This is a genomic window from Ruegeria sp. YTSB088 (assembly GCF_059609825.1).
Map to the genome: position 1 here is coordinate 45,941 of NZ_JBXWMM010000007.1, position 16,145 is coordinate 62,085.

Consider the following 16,145-nt stretch of genomic DNA (forward strand, 5'->3'; position numbering starts at 1 on the left):
ATGAATGCGGGCCGAAGGTTACGCTGCGCCGGACAGTTCCGCCCATTTCTGGCGCAAGATCGCAGACAACCGTTTTTCTTTCAGTGCTGCTTGTGCAGACACATCTTCCTGTGGAAGCAATTGCGGAAACTCTGGCCGCAACATCGCCACTCTCTGATCTTCCGACTGCCGCTGCTCATTCAACAAATCGGCAATTGCTGAATCCAGCTTCTCTTCATCCAACTCTTGCGGCGAAGATTCCATTGTGCGCCATCTCAAAGGCGCATGAAGCGATCTTCCATAGTCCTCGTACATTTTAACACCAAACCATTCACTCAGACATCCAACCTCGGATACGTCGCGTTCACCAAAATCAGCTTTGCAATTTCAACAAACAATGCGTCGCATCCGCCCCACATTGGGCAACTTCCAAGCAAAAATGTGTCAGAAAAATGTCATCCAAACAAGTCTGGGTTGGCCTTTTTTGCCTCTTTCCACAGGCAACACCCCCCGACCTGGGAACAATGCGCGCAAAGGAAACTTCACTGTTTCCAATTACCTGGTGAACCTTCGGCTTTCAGCGACGTTCGCGCCAGCGATTCACGATCGGGTACCGCCGGTCCAGCCAGAATGCCCGTTTGCTCAGGCGCGTACCCGGAGCGGACTGGAAACGCTTGTACTCGCTGATATAGATCAGATGTTCGACCTGTGTCGCATCCGCCTCGTCAAATCCAGCGGCGACACAATCCGCGATGGACCCATCCTGATCGACCAGAATATCAAGTATCCCGTCCAGTACGGGATAGTCCGGCAGGCTGTCGCTGTCCTTCTGATCCTCACGCAGTTCGGCGCTAGGTGGCTTGTCGATGACTGACGGGCGAATGACCTTTCCGTCAGGCCCCATCATCCAGTTTCGATGATTGGCGTTGCGCCAACGGCAGGTTTCGAACACGCGGGTTTTGTACAGATCCTTGATCGGGTTGTAACCGCCATTCATGTCGCCGTAGATCGTGGCATAACCTACCGCGACCTCGGACTTGTTGCCGGTGGTCAACAGCATTTCACCAAACTTGTTCGAGATCGCCATCAGCAATAGCCCGCGCAGGCGGGACTGAATGTTTTCCTCGGTCAATCCCTCATCCAACCCCGCAAACAACGGAGCCAGAGTGTTGGTGACAGCAGCCCGGCTTTCCGAAATCGGCACATAGTCATAGTGCACACCCAGTGCCTTGGCGACGGCCTCGGCATCGTCCAATGATGCTTGGCTGGTATATTCCGACGGCAACATCACGCAGCGAACGTTGTCGGCCCCGATAGCGTCCACCGCGATAGTTGCCACCAACGCGGAATCGATCCCGCCGGACAATCCCAGCAATGCCTTTTTGAAACCGGTCTTGCCCATATAGTCCCGCAGGGATTGAACCATCGCGCGATAGTCCTGCTCCCACACATCCGGCTGAGGCACGATCTCGGCAGGCACAATGCGCCAGCCATCATCGCCACGCGCAAGATCCACCTGCGCAACCACTTCGTCAAACACCGGCATCCGGAAGGCCAGTTCTCCGCCCGGGTTGAGACCGAAGCTGACACCGTCAAACACCTGATCGTCCTGCCCGCCAACCATGTTCAGGTAGATCAGCGGCAGGCCCGTTTCGACCACGCGCGCGACCATATGGTTCAGACGTACATCGTATTTGTTCCGGAAATAGGGCGATCCATTGGGGATCAGCAGAAACTCGGCCCCGGCTTCCTCCAGCGTTTCCGCCACATCCGGGTGCCAGCCATCCTCGCAGATGGGGCTGCCGATCCGGAAGTTGCCAACCGAATACGGACCGCCCAGAGGACCCGCATCATACAGGCGCACTTCGTCGAAAACAGTCTCATTCGGCAGGTGGTGCTTTAGAACCTTGCTGGTGATCCGCCCCCCCTTCAGGATCAGATAAGCGTTATACAGCTTTCCGTCATCGACCCACGGACCACCCAAGGCAATCGCGGGCCCTTTGGCGCATTTCTCGGCCAGAGACTCGACCGCATCCATGGCCGCGTGATGAAACACCGGCTTCAGAACAAGATCCTGCGTGTTGTAGCCGGTGATGAACATCTCGGGGAACGCCACCAGATCGGCACCCTCGGCCTTGCCTTGTTCCCACGCGGCAACGACCTTGGCCGCGTTACCTTCGATATCCCCTACTGTCGGGTTCAATTGCGCCAGAGTGATGCGGAATCGGTCGGCCATGCTGCCCTCTTGCCTCGTCAGTCCTATTGCCATTTAGCAGATCACCGCGCGAGTAAAAGGCCAATGCGGCAAAACCCGTTGCCCTGCCCTCGACGGTACCCTAGTTTTGCGCACAGGGATGCAACCAACGATGATCCGGCAGGCAGGACCAAAAATGAACGTGATCCGAAACTCAATTGCAGCTGTGGCCATGAGCCTGGCAGCTGTGACCGCTTTCGCGCAGGACAGTACGGTTATCGTCAAGGATGACGAAGTGGGCGGCGTCTACGAGGGCACCTATGAAAACGGCCTGCGCCACGGGACGGGTACGTATCGGCTGCCCAACGGGTTCGAATACACCGGCCAGTGGGTGGAAGGCGAGATTCAGGGTCAGGGCATCACCAAGTACCCTGATGGATCGGTTTACGAAGGCTCGTTCGCAAAAGGTCAGCCGGAAGGCCGCGGCAAGATCGTCTATGCCAATGGCAGCAGCTATGACGGTGAGTGGTCTGACGGGTCCATCAACGGCACAGGCTTAGCTGAATTTGCCAACGGCTCGAGCTATGAGGGTGAGTTCAAGAATGCACAACGGCACGGCAAGGGCAAACTGACCTTTCCCGACGGATACATCTACGATGGCGATTGGGTAGACGGCCAGCGGCAAGGCAAAGCCACGATCACCTATGCCGATGGCAGCGTCTACGAAGGCGATGTCAACGCCGGCTTGCGCGACGGCACGGGCACCCAGACGATGCCTGACGGAATGATATACGAGGGCGAATGGACGCAGGACCAGATCACCGGGACAGGTCGCCTGACCTATGCCAATGGCGATGTGTATGAAGGTGAGCTTGTGGAAGGGCGCCGCCAGGGCAAGGGCAAAGTAACTCACGCGTCAGGGGACGTCTATGAGGGCGACTTTGTCGATGATCGCCGCCATGGCAAGGGCACGTTCACCGGAACCGATGGTTTTGTGTACACCGGCGACTGGAACCAGGGTCAGATAGAAGGCCTGGGTGAGCTGACTTATCCCGACGGCTCGGTTTACGTGGGCGATTTCGTGGCCGACCTGGCGGAAGGAAACGGCCGCATTACCTATCCCGACGGCTCCACCTATGAGGGTGAGTGGATCGCAGGCGTAATCGAAGGTCAGGGTACGGCGACCTATGCCACCGGTATGATCTACAAGGGTCAGTTCAAGAACGCTCAAAGCCACGGCAAGGGTGTGATGACCCGCGCAGACGGTTCGATCTATGACGGGGATTGGTTCAACGGGGTCCGTCAGGGAAAAGGCAAGGCGACCTACTCTGATGGCACGGTATACACCGGAGACTTCATGAACGGAAAACGTCACGGCAAAGGAGAAATCGTGACCCCTGCCGGATTCAAGTATAGTGGCGACTGGTCCGAGGGCAAAATCAACGGCGAAGGCAAAGCGACCTACTCGAACGGCGATGTCTATGAGGGCAACTTTGTCGACAACAAGAGACAGGGCAGCGGGACCATGCGTTACGCCAACGGGCAAGAGGAAACCGGAATTTGGGAAAACGGTGTGTTGCCAAATCAAACCCCGGATCAACAGGGCGGCGCTGACACTCCGGCACAGCAGACAGACCCTGATACAGAGGCGGTACAACCAGTTCCATCTGGCGAATGATCACTCACCAGGGAACAGGTTTTCCGGCCCAGTCAAAGAACCCACCGGTATCTGCTGGGCTTAACCCGCCGATCACAGACAACAGATTGCGCGCGCCTTCGCCGGGTTCAACGGCGGGATGCCGGTTCAGATATTTCCGAGTGAACTCTGTCTTGACCGTACCCGGATGCAGCGCAACACATATCGCCTGTTTATGTGTCCGGGCCAATTCAATTGCCGAAGTATGGACGATCTGATTAACCGCTGCTTTGGCCGCGCGGTAGCTGATCCAGCCGCCCATCCGATTGTCGCCGATGGACCCGACCCGCGCGGACAAAACAGCAAATACCGAACGCCGCTGTCGCGGCAACAACTGATGGGCCCGGCTTAGCACCAACGCCGGACCAACGGCATTCAGAGCAAACTGGTCCATCATTGCCCTTGCCGAAACAGATCGAATGGTCTTTTCGGGCGCACTGCCTGAAACTTCCAGCGCCCCGGAAGCGACAAGAACAAGATCGAACGGTCCTGAAAGGCGGTCAAGCATCCGGCTCGCTCGGTCTGGTTCCATCAGATCGAACCCCTCGACAGAGCGCGAGAGGCACGTCACCGCAACGCCCTGTGCCTCCAATTGCTCGCGTACGGCCGCACCAATCCCGCCGGACGCACCAATGATCAAAGCTGTATCCATCTGCGATCAGCTAGCGGCATGGCCGGATCAATCAAGGGAAAAGGAATTTGGAAACACCTACACCGCAACTTGTCGAAAATTGGTTCTTTTCATTCTTGTCGTCGTCTGTATAACCTCAATTCCATGATCAACCGCGCAGATATCCTTTGTGTCGACTCCGCCCTTCGCGGTGTGTCTCTGCGTGGCCTACTGATCCTAATCCGCCTCTGAGCGTGCCATCCGGCGCGCCCGCTCAGAGGAGGACGCCAGCGCGCCAACAGGCTTTAGGACAGACAAGAAAGAGATTCCCATGACCAACGTGACCGACCAAGACCGCGTCTTGATCTTCGATACCACTTTGCGCGACGGCGAGCAGAGCCCCGGCGCGACCATGACCCATGACGAAAAGCTTGAGATTGCCGAACTGCTGGATGACATGGGCGTCGACATCATCGAAGCAGGTTTTCCGATCGCATCAGAAGGTGACTTCAAAGCGGTGTCCGAGATCGCGCAACGATCGAAAAACAGCCGCATCTGCGGACTGGCCCGCGCCAATTTCACCGATATCGATCGCTGCTGGGAGGCGGTCAAACATGCGGAACAGAACCGCATTCACACCTTCATCGGCACCTCTCCGCTGCACCGCGCCATTCCGAACCTGACACAGGACGAGATGGCTGACAAAATCCACGAAACGGTCAGCCACGCGCGCAACCTGTGCGAAAACGTGCAGTGGTCGCCGATGGATGCAACCCGAACCGAATGGGATTACCTGTGTCGCGTGATCGAAATCGCGATCAAGGCCGGGGCGACCACCATCAACATCCCTGACACCGTGGGGTATACTGCGCCGCTGGAATCCGCGGATCTGATCAAACGCCTGATCGAGACGGTTCCGGGCGCAGATGAGGTGATCTTTGCCACCCACTGCCACAACGACCTTGGCATGGCGACAGCGAATTCGCTGGCGGCCGTCATCGGCGGTGCGCGCCAGATCGAATGCACCATCAACGGCCTGGGCGAACGTGCCGGCAACACCGCGTTGGAAGAGGTCGTTATGGCAATGCGCACGCGCAATGACATCATGCCCTTCCACACCGGGATCGACACGACCAAGATCATGCATATCTCACGCCGGGTCGCTACGGTGTCGGGCTTCAACGTGCAGTTCAACAAGGCCATTGTCGGCAAGAACGCTTTTGCCCACGAAAGCGGCATCCATCAGGACGGAATGCTCAAAAACCGCGACAATTTCGAGATCATGCGTCCCGAGGATATCGGCCTGTCGGGCACATCCCTGCCACTGGGCAAACACTCCGGGCGCGCGGCACTGCGCGACAAACTTGAGACGCTTGGCTTTGAAGTTGGCGACAATCAACTCAAAGATATCTTTGTGCGCTTCAAGGACCTGGCGGATCGCAAGAAAGAAGTGTTCGACGACGATCTCATTGCGCTGATGACGCTGGATGAGGCGGACGACTATCTGCAACTGGTGTCGATGAAAGTCACCTGCGGCACCGGCGGTCAGGCGGAATCGACAGTCGAGTTGGAAGTCAACGGCAAGGACGTCATCGCAACTGAACATGGTGACGGGCCGGTTGATGCGACCTTCAAGGCGATCCGTGCGATTTATCCCAACACAGCCCGTTTGCAGCTGTATCAGGTTCATGCGGTGACCGAAGGCACCGATGCGCAGGCCACGGTTTCGGTCAGGCTGGAAGAAGATGGCATGATTGCCACGGGTCAGTCGGCGAACACGGATACCGTCGTGGCCTCGGCCAAAGCCTATATCCACGCGCTGAACCGCCTGATCGTGCGCCGGGAAAAGACCGGCCCGGGCGCGGATGCCCGCGAAATCAGCTACAAAGACCTGACCTGATTCAAATAATGGCGCGATAAAGGGCTCCCGCACCTGCGGTTGCCCGGCTGCGCCGGACACCTTTGCAGCTTTGGGCCCGGCAGCGCGCTGCCGGGCCCAACATGTTTGACGGCATCTCTGATGCAGGCAAACAAGGCGGGAGTATCGGTTGGAATCCCGTTGGTTGACCTCAGAGACCTTCAAATAGCTGCGACAGACGGGACGTTTCTTCCTCGATGCCGAATGGTGCATTCAGGATGAACATCCCTGATCCCACCATCCGATGCCCCTCGCGCACCGGTGGAAACGTCACCTCATGACAAATGGTCTTAGGGAAGTTTTGCGATTTGAGCGCCGCGATCATTCGGGTATGACGCTTGTCCGTCAGGACCGGGTACCACAGCGCGATCACCCCGACATTCCATTTCCGGTGAAGTTTGGCAATCACACCGGGCAGTCGATCGTAATCGGTCTTCACCTCATAGCTTGGGTCGATCAGCAACATTCCCCGTCGAGGCGTCGGAGGCAGCAGGGACTGCGCCAGTTCAAACCCGTCCTGCTGATACACCCTCGCCCTAAACGGCGACATCGCCAAAGAAAGCGCGGCATGTTCCTGAGGGTGCAGCTCTGCAAAATGCAGACTGTCTTGATCCCTCAACAGACTTGCTGCAATCATCGGCGACCCCGGATAGGCCGCGTCACCGTGCCGGGCATGTACGTTTTCCAGAACCCGCGCCATTGGATGCTCGGGTCCGAACCACCCTTCTCTCTGCGCGCGCACGATCCCAGCCGCCGCCTCGCCTGTCCGCATGGATTCGTCCGCGTCCAACTGGTACAGACCCCGCCCGGAATGCGTTTCGATATAGCTGAGCGGCTTGTCCTTGCGCGTCAAATAATCCAGCACCCACGCCAGTAACGCGTGCTTTTGGACGTCAGCCAGATTCCCGGCATGGTAAATGTGTTGATAAGAGAGCATTTTGCCTTCTAAAGTCCCAATCAATAAGGCGGAAAGGTGCTGATCGTCGCGGAATCAGCCCTTTTACCGGGCGTGATGGCACCCTATAAGTCATCCGTCCCGGAACCGTCGAGTCGCGGGCAGTAGAAAAACCGACATACAGGATCAGGGGAAACATGGGGATCTTTGGCAATCTGGGCGGCCTGTTCACAGCGGACATGGCCATTGACCTTGGAACAGCGAACACGCTGGTTTACGTCAAGGGGCGCGGTGTCATCCTGTCTGAGCCTTCGGTCGTAGCCTATCACGTCAAGGACGGCGTGAAAAAAGTTCTGGCTGTCGGCGAAGATGCCAAGCTGATGCTGGGGCGAACGCCCGGTTCGATCGAAGCCATCCGCCCTATGCGCGAAGGTGTGATTGCTGACTTCGATACCGCCGAGGAAATGATCAAGCACTTCATCCGCAAGGTTCACAAGCGCTCAACTTTCTCGAAGCCCAAGATCATTGTCTGCGTCCCCCATGGCGCGACACCCGTTGAAAAACGCGCAATTCGTCAGTCGGTTCTGTCCGCTGGTGCCCGCCGTGCTGGCCTGATCGCCGAACCGATCGCCGCCGCGATTGGCGCGGGCATGCCGATCACCGACCCGACCGGCAACATGGTCGTCGACATCGGCGGTGGTACAACCGAAGTGGCGGTTCTGTCGCTGGGCGACATTGTCTATGCCCGTTCGGTCCGCGTTGGTGGTGACCGCATGGATGAAGCCATTATCTCGTACCTGCGTCGCCAGCAGAACCTGCTGGTCGGTGAATCCACTGCGGAACGCATCAAGACGACAATCGGCACGGCGCGTATGCCCGATGATGGACGCGGCCAGTCGATGCATATCCGAGGTCGTGACCTGCTGAACGGCGTACCGAAGGAAATCGAGATCAGCCAGGCCCAGGTCGCCGAGGCGCTGTCGGAACCCGTCCAGCAGATCTGCGAGGCAGTGATGACTGCGCTCGAGACCACTCCGCCCGATCTGGCCGCCGATATCGTGGACCGGGGCGTCATGCTGACCGGTGGTGGTGCATTACTGGGCGATCTTGATCTCGCCCTGCGCGAACAGACCGGCCTGGCCGTGTCCATTGCGGACGAAAGCCTGAATTGTGTGGCTTTGGGCACGGGCAAGGCGCTAGAATACGAAAAACAGCTACGCCACGCGATTGACTACGAAAGCTAAGGCACGCACCTTTTAGGGACAGGCTTAATTCGGCACGAGCAGCACGGGAAGGTAACCTGTGGCAAAAGACCGATCACAGCGCGATGACTACACGACCCCTCTGCGCAGATTGTTGCTGGGGATCGTCATTCTGTGCTTGCTGGGCATCTTTCTGGTTTGGCGGATCGACAGCCCGCGCGTCGAGCGGTTCCGCGCCCAGGTGGTGGACACGATCGTGCCCTCGATGGATTGGGCCATGGTGCCCGTGACTGCCGCTGTAAACCTTATCCGCGATTTCCAAAGCTATCAGCGCCTGAGCGAGCAAAACCGCGAGTTGCGTAGCGAACTGCGCCTGATGCGTGCCTGGAAAGAGGCCGCACTGCAGTTGGAGCAGGAAAATGCACGGCTGCTGGATCTGAACAATGTTCGCCTCGACCCGCGCCTGACATACATCACGGGCGTCGTGATGGCCGACAGCGGCTCCCCCTTCCGACAGTCCGTCCTGTTGAATGTGGGGGAGCGCGACGGGATCGTCGATGGATGGGCCACGATGGATGGCATCGGACTGGTAGGCCGGATTTCCGGCGTCGGGCCGGATACGGCACGGGTGATTCTGGTAACGGACGCCACCAGTGCCATCCCGGCAACGATCCAGCCTTCTGGTCAGACCGCACTGATCAAAGGAGATAACACCCCGGCCCCAGTGGTCGAGTTCCTGGAAAACCGCGAGCTGGTCCGTCCCGGTGATCGGGTGATCACATCCGGCGACGGTGGCGTGTTTCCGGCAGGTCTGCTAATCGGCCAGATCGCCGCCGATCCGGGCGGCCGCCTGCGCGTTCGCCTTTCGGCGGATTTTGAACGGCTCGAATTTCTTCGTGTTCTGCGCTTCCATTCGCCCCCCCCAATTCAGGATCCGGGTGGGATCGTCGGGCCAACGAGACCCGAAACTGCGCTTGTACCGGATGAGGTAAGTGATGGATAGGCCGGCCTCATACAGCTGGGCCATGCGCGGCCTTTACGCTGCGCTGTCCTTTGTCGTGCTGTTCCTGCATTTGCTGCCGCTTGATGCGCAACCGGATCGCTGGCCCTTTCCCGATGTGCTGATTGCACTGACCTTTGCCTGGGTGTTGCGGCGCCCCGATTATGTGCCCACCCTTCTGGTTGCGTTTGTCATGCTGATGGCGGACCTTTTGCTGCAACGCCCGCCCGGCCTTCTGGCCGCCTTGGTGGTGTTTGGCGCAGCCTATCTGCGCGCCGCCGCTCCGGGTATGAAGGACACGGGATTTGTCGGAGAATGGATGTCGGTCGGTGTGGTGATTGCCATGGTGTTTTTGATGAACCGAGTCGTTTTGTCGATCTTGTCGGTGCAGCAGGCCGCTTTGTGGCCAGTGGTGATTCAACTTGTGCTGACAATCGCCTTCTACCCGGTCATCGTGCTGCTGACCCAAAGCGTATTTGGTGTCCACCGCTTGTCTGCGGCGGATGCCGGAGCCGTGGGAGGCAGGGCATGAAGCAACGCAAACCCAAGTCGCAGGGCCTTGCCTATAAACGCCTGCCACGCAGAGCGCTGGTGCTGGGCGGTTTGCAGGCGGCTTTTATCGGCGGGCTGGCTGCACGAATGCGTTTCATGCAGGTGGATCAGGCCGACGAATATCGCCTGCTGGCTGAAGAAAACCGCATCAACATTCGCCTGATCCCACCGACCCGTGGACGAATCTATGACCGCAACGGGCAGATCATCGGTCAGAACTCACCATCCTATCGCATCGTCATCGTGCGTGAGGATGCGGGAGACGTCGACAAAGTGATTGCCAAATTGTCGGAACTCATCCCGCTGAACGATGATGAGATCGAGCGCGCCCGGACCGAAATGCGCCGATCAGCCCCGTTCCTGCCAGTGACACTGGCGGATCAGGTCACTTGGGAAGACATCTCGAAAGTCGCGGTCAATGCCCCGGCCCTGCCGGGTGTGACGCCCGAGGTCGGCCTGACGCGACAATACCCACGCTATGAGGATTTTGCCCATATCGTCGGCTATGTCGGCCCGGTCAGCGACTATGATCTCAGCAAGCTTGAAGACCCCGAGCCGGTTTTGCGAATTCCCCGGTTCCAGATCGGCAAGGTCGGGCTGGAGGCAAAACAGGAAATTGCGCTGCGGGGTAAAGCCGGTGCAAAGCGCGTCGAAGTCAATGCTACAGGGCGCGTCATGCGCGAGCTGGACCGGCAGGAAGGTCAGCCGGGTGCCGACTTGCAATTGGCGATCGATGCCGACCTGCAACAATATGCGCAAGCGCGGCTGGCAGGTGAAAGCGCTGCCGCAATTGTTCTGGATTGCGAAACCGGGGATCTGCGCGCTGTCAGCTCTACACCCAGTTTCGATCCAAATCTGTTTGTGCGCGGAATCTCGGTCGCTGATTATCGGGCGTTGACGCAGGACAAGTATCGCCCCCTAGCCAACAAGTCCGTGCAAGGCACTTATCCCCCGGGGTCGACGTTCAAGATGGTCACTGCATTGGCCGCGCTGGAGACTGGCGTGATAGGCCCCGGCAACACAGTGTATTGCCCCGGGCACCTGAAGGTCGGCAGCCGCCGGTTCCACTGCTGGAAGCGCGGCGGGCATGGCACGGTTGATCTGAACCTGTCGCTGAAACGCAGCTGCGACGTTTACTATTATGACGTGGCTTTGCGGGTGGGCATCGACAGGATATCCGAGATGGCCCGCACGCTGGGTCTGGGGGCCAAACACGATATTCCGATGTCGGCGGTCGCCGCGGGGCTCACCCCCAATCAGGAATGGAAGCAGCGGACACACGGTCAGGATTGGCTGGTGGGCGACACGGCCAACGCGTCCATCGGGCAAGGGTTCATGCTGGCCTCGCCGCTGCAACTGGCCGTAATGACCGCCCGCATCGCCACCGGCCGATCCGTGACACCGCGCCTTGTGCGCTCGATCGACGGTGTCGAACAGCCCTCAGGTGCAGGGGAGCCGCTGGGCATCAACGCTTACAATCTGGAACAGGTTCGTAACGCCATGTTCTCGGTCTCGAATGATCGGCGAGGGACGGCCTATCGCAGCCGCATCATCGCGGATGAGTTCCGCATGGCCGGCAAAACCGGCACTAGTCAGGTTCGAAACATCACCAAGGCCGAACGCGCTGCGGGTGTGATCAGCAACAAGGACCTGCCATGGGAACGTCGCGACCACGCCTTGTTCGTCTGTTTCGCCCCCTATGACAATCCGAAATACGCGGTTGCCGTGGTCGTTGAACATGGCGGCGGGGGGTCCAAGGCGGCGGCACCGGTGGCCCGCGATATCATACTTCAGGCGCTCTATAACGGCACTCCGCCGCTTGAGGCTTATCCTGTTGCCGACCGCGAGCGTATCAAGGAACAGCAAAAACGGCTCGAGGGCGATCGTCGCCCCAAAGCGCGTCCCGACGGAAAGGACCGCGCATGAGCTACCTTGAATATGCCGTGAAATCCACGCCGTCGGGGTTTCGGAAGTTCCTGTACATGAACTGGCCGCTGACCCTGCTGCTGATCAGCACCGCCAGCGCTGGGTTCCTGATGCTGTATTCGGTCGCAGGCGGTTCGTGGACGCCCTGGGCCGAGCCCCAGATGGAGCGTTTTGGGCTTGGCCTGACCGCGATGTTCATCATTGCTCTGGTTCCGATCTGGTTCTGGCGCAACATGTCCGTTCTGGCCTATCTCGGTTCGGTCGCCTTGTTGGTGTTCGTGGAATTGTTCGGCACCATCGGCATGGGTGCACAGCGCTGGATCGACCTTGGGTTCATGCGCCTTCAGCCCTCAGAGGTCATGAAGGTGGCACTGGTCATGGTTCTGGCGGCGTATTACGACTGGCTTCCATCGCACAAGACGTCCCGCCCTCTTTGGGTCTTTATCCCCGTGGCCCTGATTGTCCTGCCCACTCTGCTTGTTCTGAAGCAACCGGATCTCGGCACGTCGATCCTACTGTTGGCCGCCGGTGGAGGGCTGATGTTTCTTGCGGGTGTCCACTGGGCGTATTTTGCAGCCGTCATTGCAGCCGTCGTGGGCCTGATCGCCGCCGTGTTCAACAGTCGCGGGACCGAATGGCAGTTGCTCAAGGATTATCAGTTCCGCCGTATCGACACGTTTCTCGACCCCTCTACCGATCCTCTGGGTGCCGGGTATCACATCACGCAATCCAAGATTGCCCTTGGCTCGGGGGGCTGGAACGGGCGCGGTTTCATGCAGGGTACACAATCCCGGCTGAACTTCTTGCCCGAGAAACACACCGATTTCATCTTCACCACGCTCGCCGAGGAGTTCGGCTTTGTCGGGGGCATCACGCTCTTGGTCCTCTACGCCCTGATCCTTGTGTTCTGCATAGCGACCGCGCTGGCCTCCAAGGATCGGTTCTCCTCCCTGGTCACATTGGGCATCGCGCTGAACTTTTTCTTATTCTTTGCCGTCAATATGTCGATGGTGATGGGCATGGCACCGGTCGTGGGCGTCCCTCTGCCAATGGTCAGCTATGGCGGTTCGGCCATGCTGGTGCTGATGGCCGCGTTCGGCATCGTCCAAAGCGCTCATATCCATCGTCCCCGCTGATCTGAAAGGCCCCAGATGCCCGTAAACGTTCTGTTTTCCGCGCGCCCTGCCCTCTGGCCCGTGTATGAACCGCTGCTCACTCAATACCTTGCAGAAGCTGGCGTCCAGGCGGAGATCAGTACGGAATTTGAACCGGATCAGGTTGATTACGTAGTCTACGCTCCGAATGGCGGGCTATTGGATTTTTCGCCCTTTACGCGCCTGAAGGCGGTTCTGAGCCTCTGGGCCGGGGTTGAAAAGATCGCTGACAATGACACGCTGAGCGTCCCCTTGGCACGGATGGTGGATCACGGGCTGACGCAGGGTATGACCGAATGGGTGGTGGGCCATGTGCTGCGCTATCATCTGGGAATGGATCGCCACATCACCATCCAGGATGGCGTCTGGGCCCCGGATGCCCCACCTTTGGCGCAAGAGCGCAACGTGTGCATTCTGGGCCTCGGCGCATTGGGCGAAGCCGCGGCCCGCGCCCTGGCCTTACTGAATTTCACGGTCACTGGCTGGAGCCGCACCGCCAAGGACATCCCCTGCGTGACCTGCCTGCACGGTCCTGACGGGCTGCGTGATGCACTTTCTCAGGCCGAGATACTGGTTCTGCTGCTGCCTGATACCGCCACCACTGAAAACGCGTTGAATGCAAAAACGCTGGCCTTGCTGCCCAAAGGCGCGCGGATCATCAACCCGGGCCGCGGGCCCCTGATCGATGACGAAGCGCTGCTGGATGCCTTGAACTCGGGTCAGATCGGTCATGCGACGCTGGATGTGTTCCGGGTCGAGCCCTTGCCCCCCGATCACCCTTATTGGGCACATCCGAACGTGACTGTGACCCCTCATATCGCATCCGAGACCCGCCCGGCCACAGCCGCGCAGGTCATTTGCGAAAACATCCGACGTGGCGAAGCCGGAGAGCCCTATGTGCACCTGGTGGATCGCGCGTTGGGCTACTGATTTCAGGTCGCGATCAGACCGCGGCCTTTCAACAGGGCGTCAACCCCCGGCAATCTTCCCCGGAATGCCAGATACAGGTCTTCTGCCTCGCGCGAACCGCCAGTGGAAAGGATGTTGTCCTCCAACGCTTTGGCGCGTTCCGGGTCAAAGGCACCACCTGCCTCTTCAAAGGCGGCAAAGGCGTCGGCATCCATCACCTCGGACCACATATAGCTGTAATAGCCCGAGCTGTAGCCGTCGCCCGCGAACACATGAGCGAAATGCGGAGTGGCGTGGCGCATACCAATGGCCTTCGGCATCCCCAACCTGGCCAGAACTTCCGACTGTTTTGCCATCGGATCTGCCGGTGCCTCGTCATCGTGGAAGGCCAGATCAACGAGGGCCGAGGCGACATATTCCACCGTCTGGAAACCCTGATCGAAATTGGCCGCGTTCAGAACCTTCCGTAGCATTTCCTGCGGCATCGGCTCGCCCGTTTCCGCATGGGTCGCAAATTCGGCAAGGACCTCTGGCACTTCCAGCCAGTGTTCGTAAAGCTGGCTGGGCAATTCGACGAAATCGCGCGCAACCGAAGTGCCCGAGATGCTTTCATATGTCACGTTGGACAGCATCTGGTGTAGGGCATGGCCGAATTCATGAAACAGGGTCCGCGCGTCATCATAGGACAGCAAGGCGGGATCCCCCTTGGCGAAGTTGCAGACATTGATGACAACCGGTGTCTGCTTCTTTGGGAATTTGGCCTGCGCCCTCATCGCGCTGCACCAGGCACCTGACCGCTTGGACCCTCGTGCAAAGTAGTCTCCGATAAATACGGCAATATGCTGCCCGTCGCGGGTAACTTCCCAAGCCCGGCAATCCGGGTGATAGAGGGGTACGTCCAACGGATTGAATTCCAGCCCAAAAAGCCGGTTGGCGCAGGCAAACGAAGCCTCGATCATGCTATCCAGCTGCAGATAGGGTTTCAACGCGGCCTCATCCAGATCGTGTTCCGCCTTGCGCCGCTTTTCAGCATAATACCGCCAATCCCAAGCTTCCAGCGGGCCATTGATGCCGTCTTCCTGCATCATCTGCGTCAGAACATCCGCGTCGGCGTCTGCGCGGGACTTGGCCGGTTCCCATACCTGCATCAACAGCTCACGCACCCGATCCGGCGTGCGCGCCATCTCGGTTTCCAGCTTGTATTCGGCGAACGTGTCATAGCCCAGAAGCTTGGCGCGCTCTTCGCGCAAGGCCAGGATCTCGGCCGCGATGTCACGGTTATCGGTCTCTCCCCCATTGGCACCGCGTGCGGCCCAGGCGCGATAGGCTTTTTCGCGCAGGTCCCGGCGGGGCGAGAATTGCAGGAATGGCACAATCAGCGACCGTGACAAGGTGACCACTGGCCCCTGTGCCTTCTTCTCCTGCCCCGCGGCACGCGCCGCGTCCACGACGAAATCCGGCAAGCCGTTCAGATCCTCTTCGGTCAGGTCCATGAACCAGTCCCGCTCATCCGCCAGCAGGTTCTGGGTAAACGACGTGCCCAGCGACGCGAGGCGCGACTTGATCTCTTGCATACGGGCGTCTTCGTCCCCTTCCAAGGCCGCGCCGGCACGCACAAAGCCTCGGTGGGTCAACATCAGAACACGCGCCTGTTCTTCGGTCAGGTCAAGATCATCGCGCCGTGCCCATAGGTCGGCAACACGCTTGAACAGCGACTTGTTTGAAGAAATGCCCGAAAAATGCGCTGAAAGCTTGGGGGAAAACTCTCGTTGCAGTTCTTCCCGCTTTGGGTTGCTGTCTGCGCCCGCAATCGTGAAAAAGGCCGACAGGACCTTGTCCAGTTGCCCGCCCGCGGCCTCGAGCGCCTCGATCGTGTTGGCGAATGTGGGGGTATCCGGATTTGCTGCTATCGCGTCAATCTCGGCGTTATGCTCTTTCATCGCCTGCTCCAGTGCGGGCGAGAAATCATCATCCGAGATATCGGAAAAAGGGGCGATTTCAAACGGTGTGGTCCAATTGGACAGGATCGGGTTGGTCATGCAGATCTCCTTTGATCCCATAGCTATGTCGCCATGGCCGGGTGTTCCAGAACACCCAACCCATGTGAAGA

Annotated in this window: 13 protein-coding genes; 8 read left to right on the forward strand and 5 right to left on the reverse strand. The window is 58.9% G+C overall.

Translation table 11 applies throughout. The annotated features are described in order from the left end of the window. Window positions 1–18 precede the first annotated feature (18 nt). On the reverse strand, window positions 19–243 hold the full coding sequence (locus tag AC2FFA_RS12560; RefSeq protein WP_496682639.1) for a hypothetical protein: 225 nt from the start codon (window positions 241–243) through the stop codon (window positions 19–21). 313 nt (window positions 244–556) lie between these two features. After that, window positions 557–2,215: an NAD+ synthase gene (locus AC2FFA_RS12565; protein ID WP_496851886.1), complete on the reverse strand. Its 1,659-nt coding sequence runs from the start codon at window positions 2,213–2,215 to the stop codon at window positions 557–559. A 154-nt stretch (window positions 2,216–2,369) separates the two neighbouring features. Here AC2FFA_RS12565 and AC2FFA_RS12570 point away from each other — a divergent pair, with 154 nt between their 5' ends. Further along, window positions 2,370–3,851 carry an MORN repeat-containing protein gene (locus AC2FFA_RS12570; RefSeq protein WP_496851887.1) on the forward strand — a complete coding sequence of 494 codons (1,482 nt, stop codon included), beginning with the start codon at window positions 2,370–2,372 and terminating at the stop codon, window positions 3,849–3,851. Between the two features lie 4 nt (window positions 3,852–3,855). Here AC2FFA_RS12570 and AC2FFA_RS12575 read toward each other — a convergent pair whose 3' ends face one another. After that, window positions 3,856–4,521, reverse strand: coding sequence for an SDR family NAD(P)-dependent oxidoreductase (locus tag AC2FFA_RS12575; RefSeq protein ID WP_117870218.1), 666 nt, complete (start codon window positions 4,519–4,521; stop codon window positions 3,856–3,858). A 289-nt stretch (window positions 4,522–4,810) separates the two neighbouring features. Here AC2FFA_RS12575 and AC2FFA_RS12580 point away from each other — a divergent pair, with 289 nt between their 5' ends. Further along, on the forward strand, window positions 4,811–6,379 hold the full coding sequence (locus AC2FFA_RS12580; RefSeq protein WP_117870220.1) for a 2-isopropylmalate synthase: 1,569 nt from the start codon (window positions 4,811–4,813) through the stop codon (window positions 6,377–6,379). 169 nt (window positions 6,380–6,548) lie between these two features. Here AC2FFA_RS12580 and AC2FFA_RS12585 read toward each other — a convergent pair whose 3' ends face one another. After that, on the reverse strand, window positions 6,549–7,334 hold the full coding sequence (locus AC2FFA_RS12585; protein ID WP_496851888.1) for a 23S rRNA (adenine(2030)-N(6))-methyltransferase RlmJ: 786 nt from the start codon (window positions 7,332–7,334) through the stop codon (window positions 6,549–6,551). Between the two features lie 155 nt (window positions 7,335–7,489). Here AC2FFA_RS12585 and AC2FFA_RS12590 point away from each other — a divergent pair, with 155 nt between their 5' ends. Genes AC2FFA_RS12590 through AC2FFA_RS12615 form a run of 6 tightly spaced genes read left to right on the forward strand, consistent with a single transcriptional unit; the run spans window position 7,490 to window position 14,056 of the window. Beyond that, window positions 7,490–8,536 (forward strand): rod shape-determining protein, encoded by a 1,047-nt coding sequence (locus tag AC2FFA_RS12590; protein ID WP_039523195.1) that lies wholly within the window; start codon window positions 7,490–7,492, stop codon window positions 8,534–8,536. Between the two features lie 58 nt (window positions 8,537–8,594). After that, window positions 8,595–9,497, forward strand: coding sequence for a rod shape-determining protein MreC (gene mreC, locus AC2FFA_RS12595; RefSeq protein ID WP_299643591.1), 903 nt, complete (start codon window positions 8,595–8,597; stop codon window positions 9,495–9,497). Then, complete coding sequence (locus AC2FFA_RS12600; RefSeq protein WP_117870226.1) at window positions 9,490–10,026, forward strand: rod shape-determining protein MreD; 537 nt, start codon at window positions 9,490–9,492, stop codon at window positions 10,024–10,026. Before mreC ends, AC2FFA_RS12600 begins: the two co-directional genes overlap by 8 nt. Continuing rightward, a complete protein-coding gene (gene mrdA / locus AC2FFA_RS12605) occupies window positions 10,023–11,972 on the forward strand; it encodes a penicillin-binding protein 2 (RefSeq protein ID WP_496851889.1) in 1,950 nt (649 codons plus the stop codon). The genes AC2FFA_RS12600 and mrdA overlap by 4 nt, the downstream gene beginning before the upstream one ends. After that, window positions 11,969–13,108, forward strand: a complete 1,140-nt coding sequence (gene rodA, locus AC2FFA_RS12610; protein ID WP_117870230.1) for a rod shape-determining protein RodA — start codon at window positions 11,969–11,971, stop codon at window positions 13,106–13,108. The genes mrdA and rodA overlap by 4 nt, the downstream gene beginning before the upstream one ends. Window positions 13,109–13,123: 15 nt before the next feature. Next, window positions 13,124–14,056 (forward strand): 2-hydroxyacid dehydrogenase, encoded by a 933-nt coding sequence (locus tag AC2FFA_RS12615; RefSeq protein ID WP_496851890.1) that lies wholly within the window; start codon window positions 13,124–13,126, stop codon window positions 14,054–14,056. Between the two features lie 2 nt (window positions 14,057–14,058). On the opposite strand, the gene AC2FFA_RS12620 is transcribed toward AC2FFA_RS12615, so the two are convergent. Beyond that, window positions 14,059–16,074 carry a M3 family metallopeptidase gene (locus AC2FFA_RS12620; protein WP_496851891.1) on the reverse strand — a complete coding sequence of 672 codons (2,016 nt, stop codon included), beginning with the start codon at window positions 16,072–16,074 and terminating at the stop codon, window positions 14,059–14,061. Window positions 16,075–16,145: the final 71 nt, after the last annotated feature.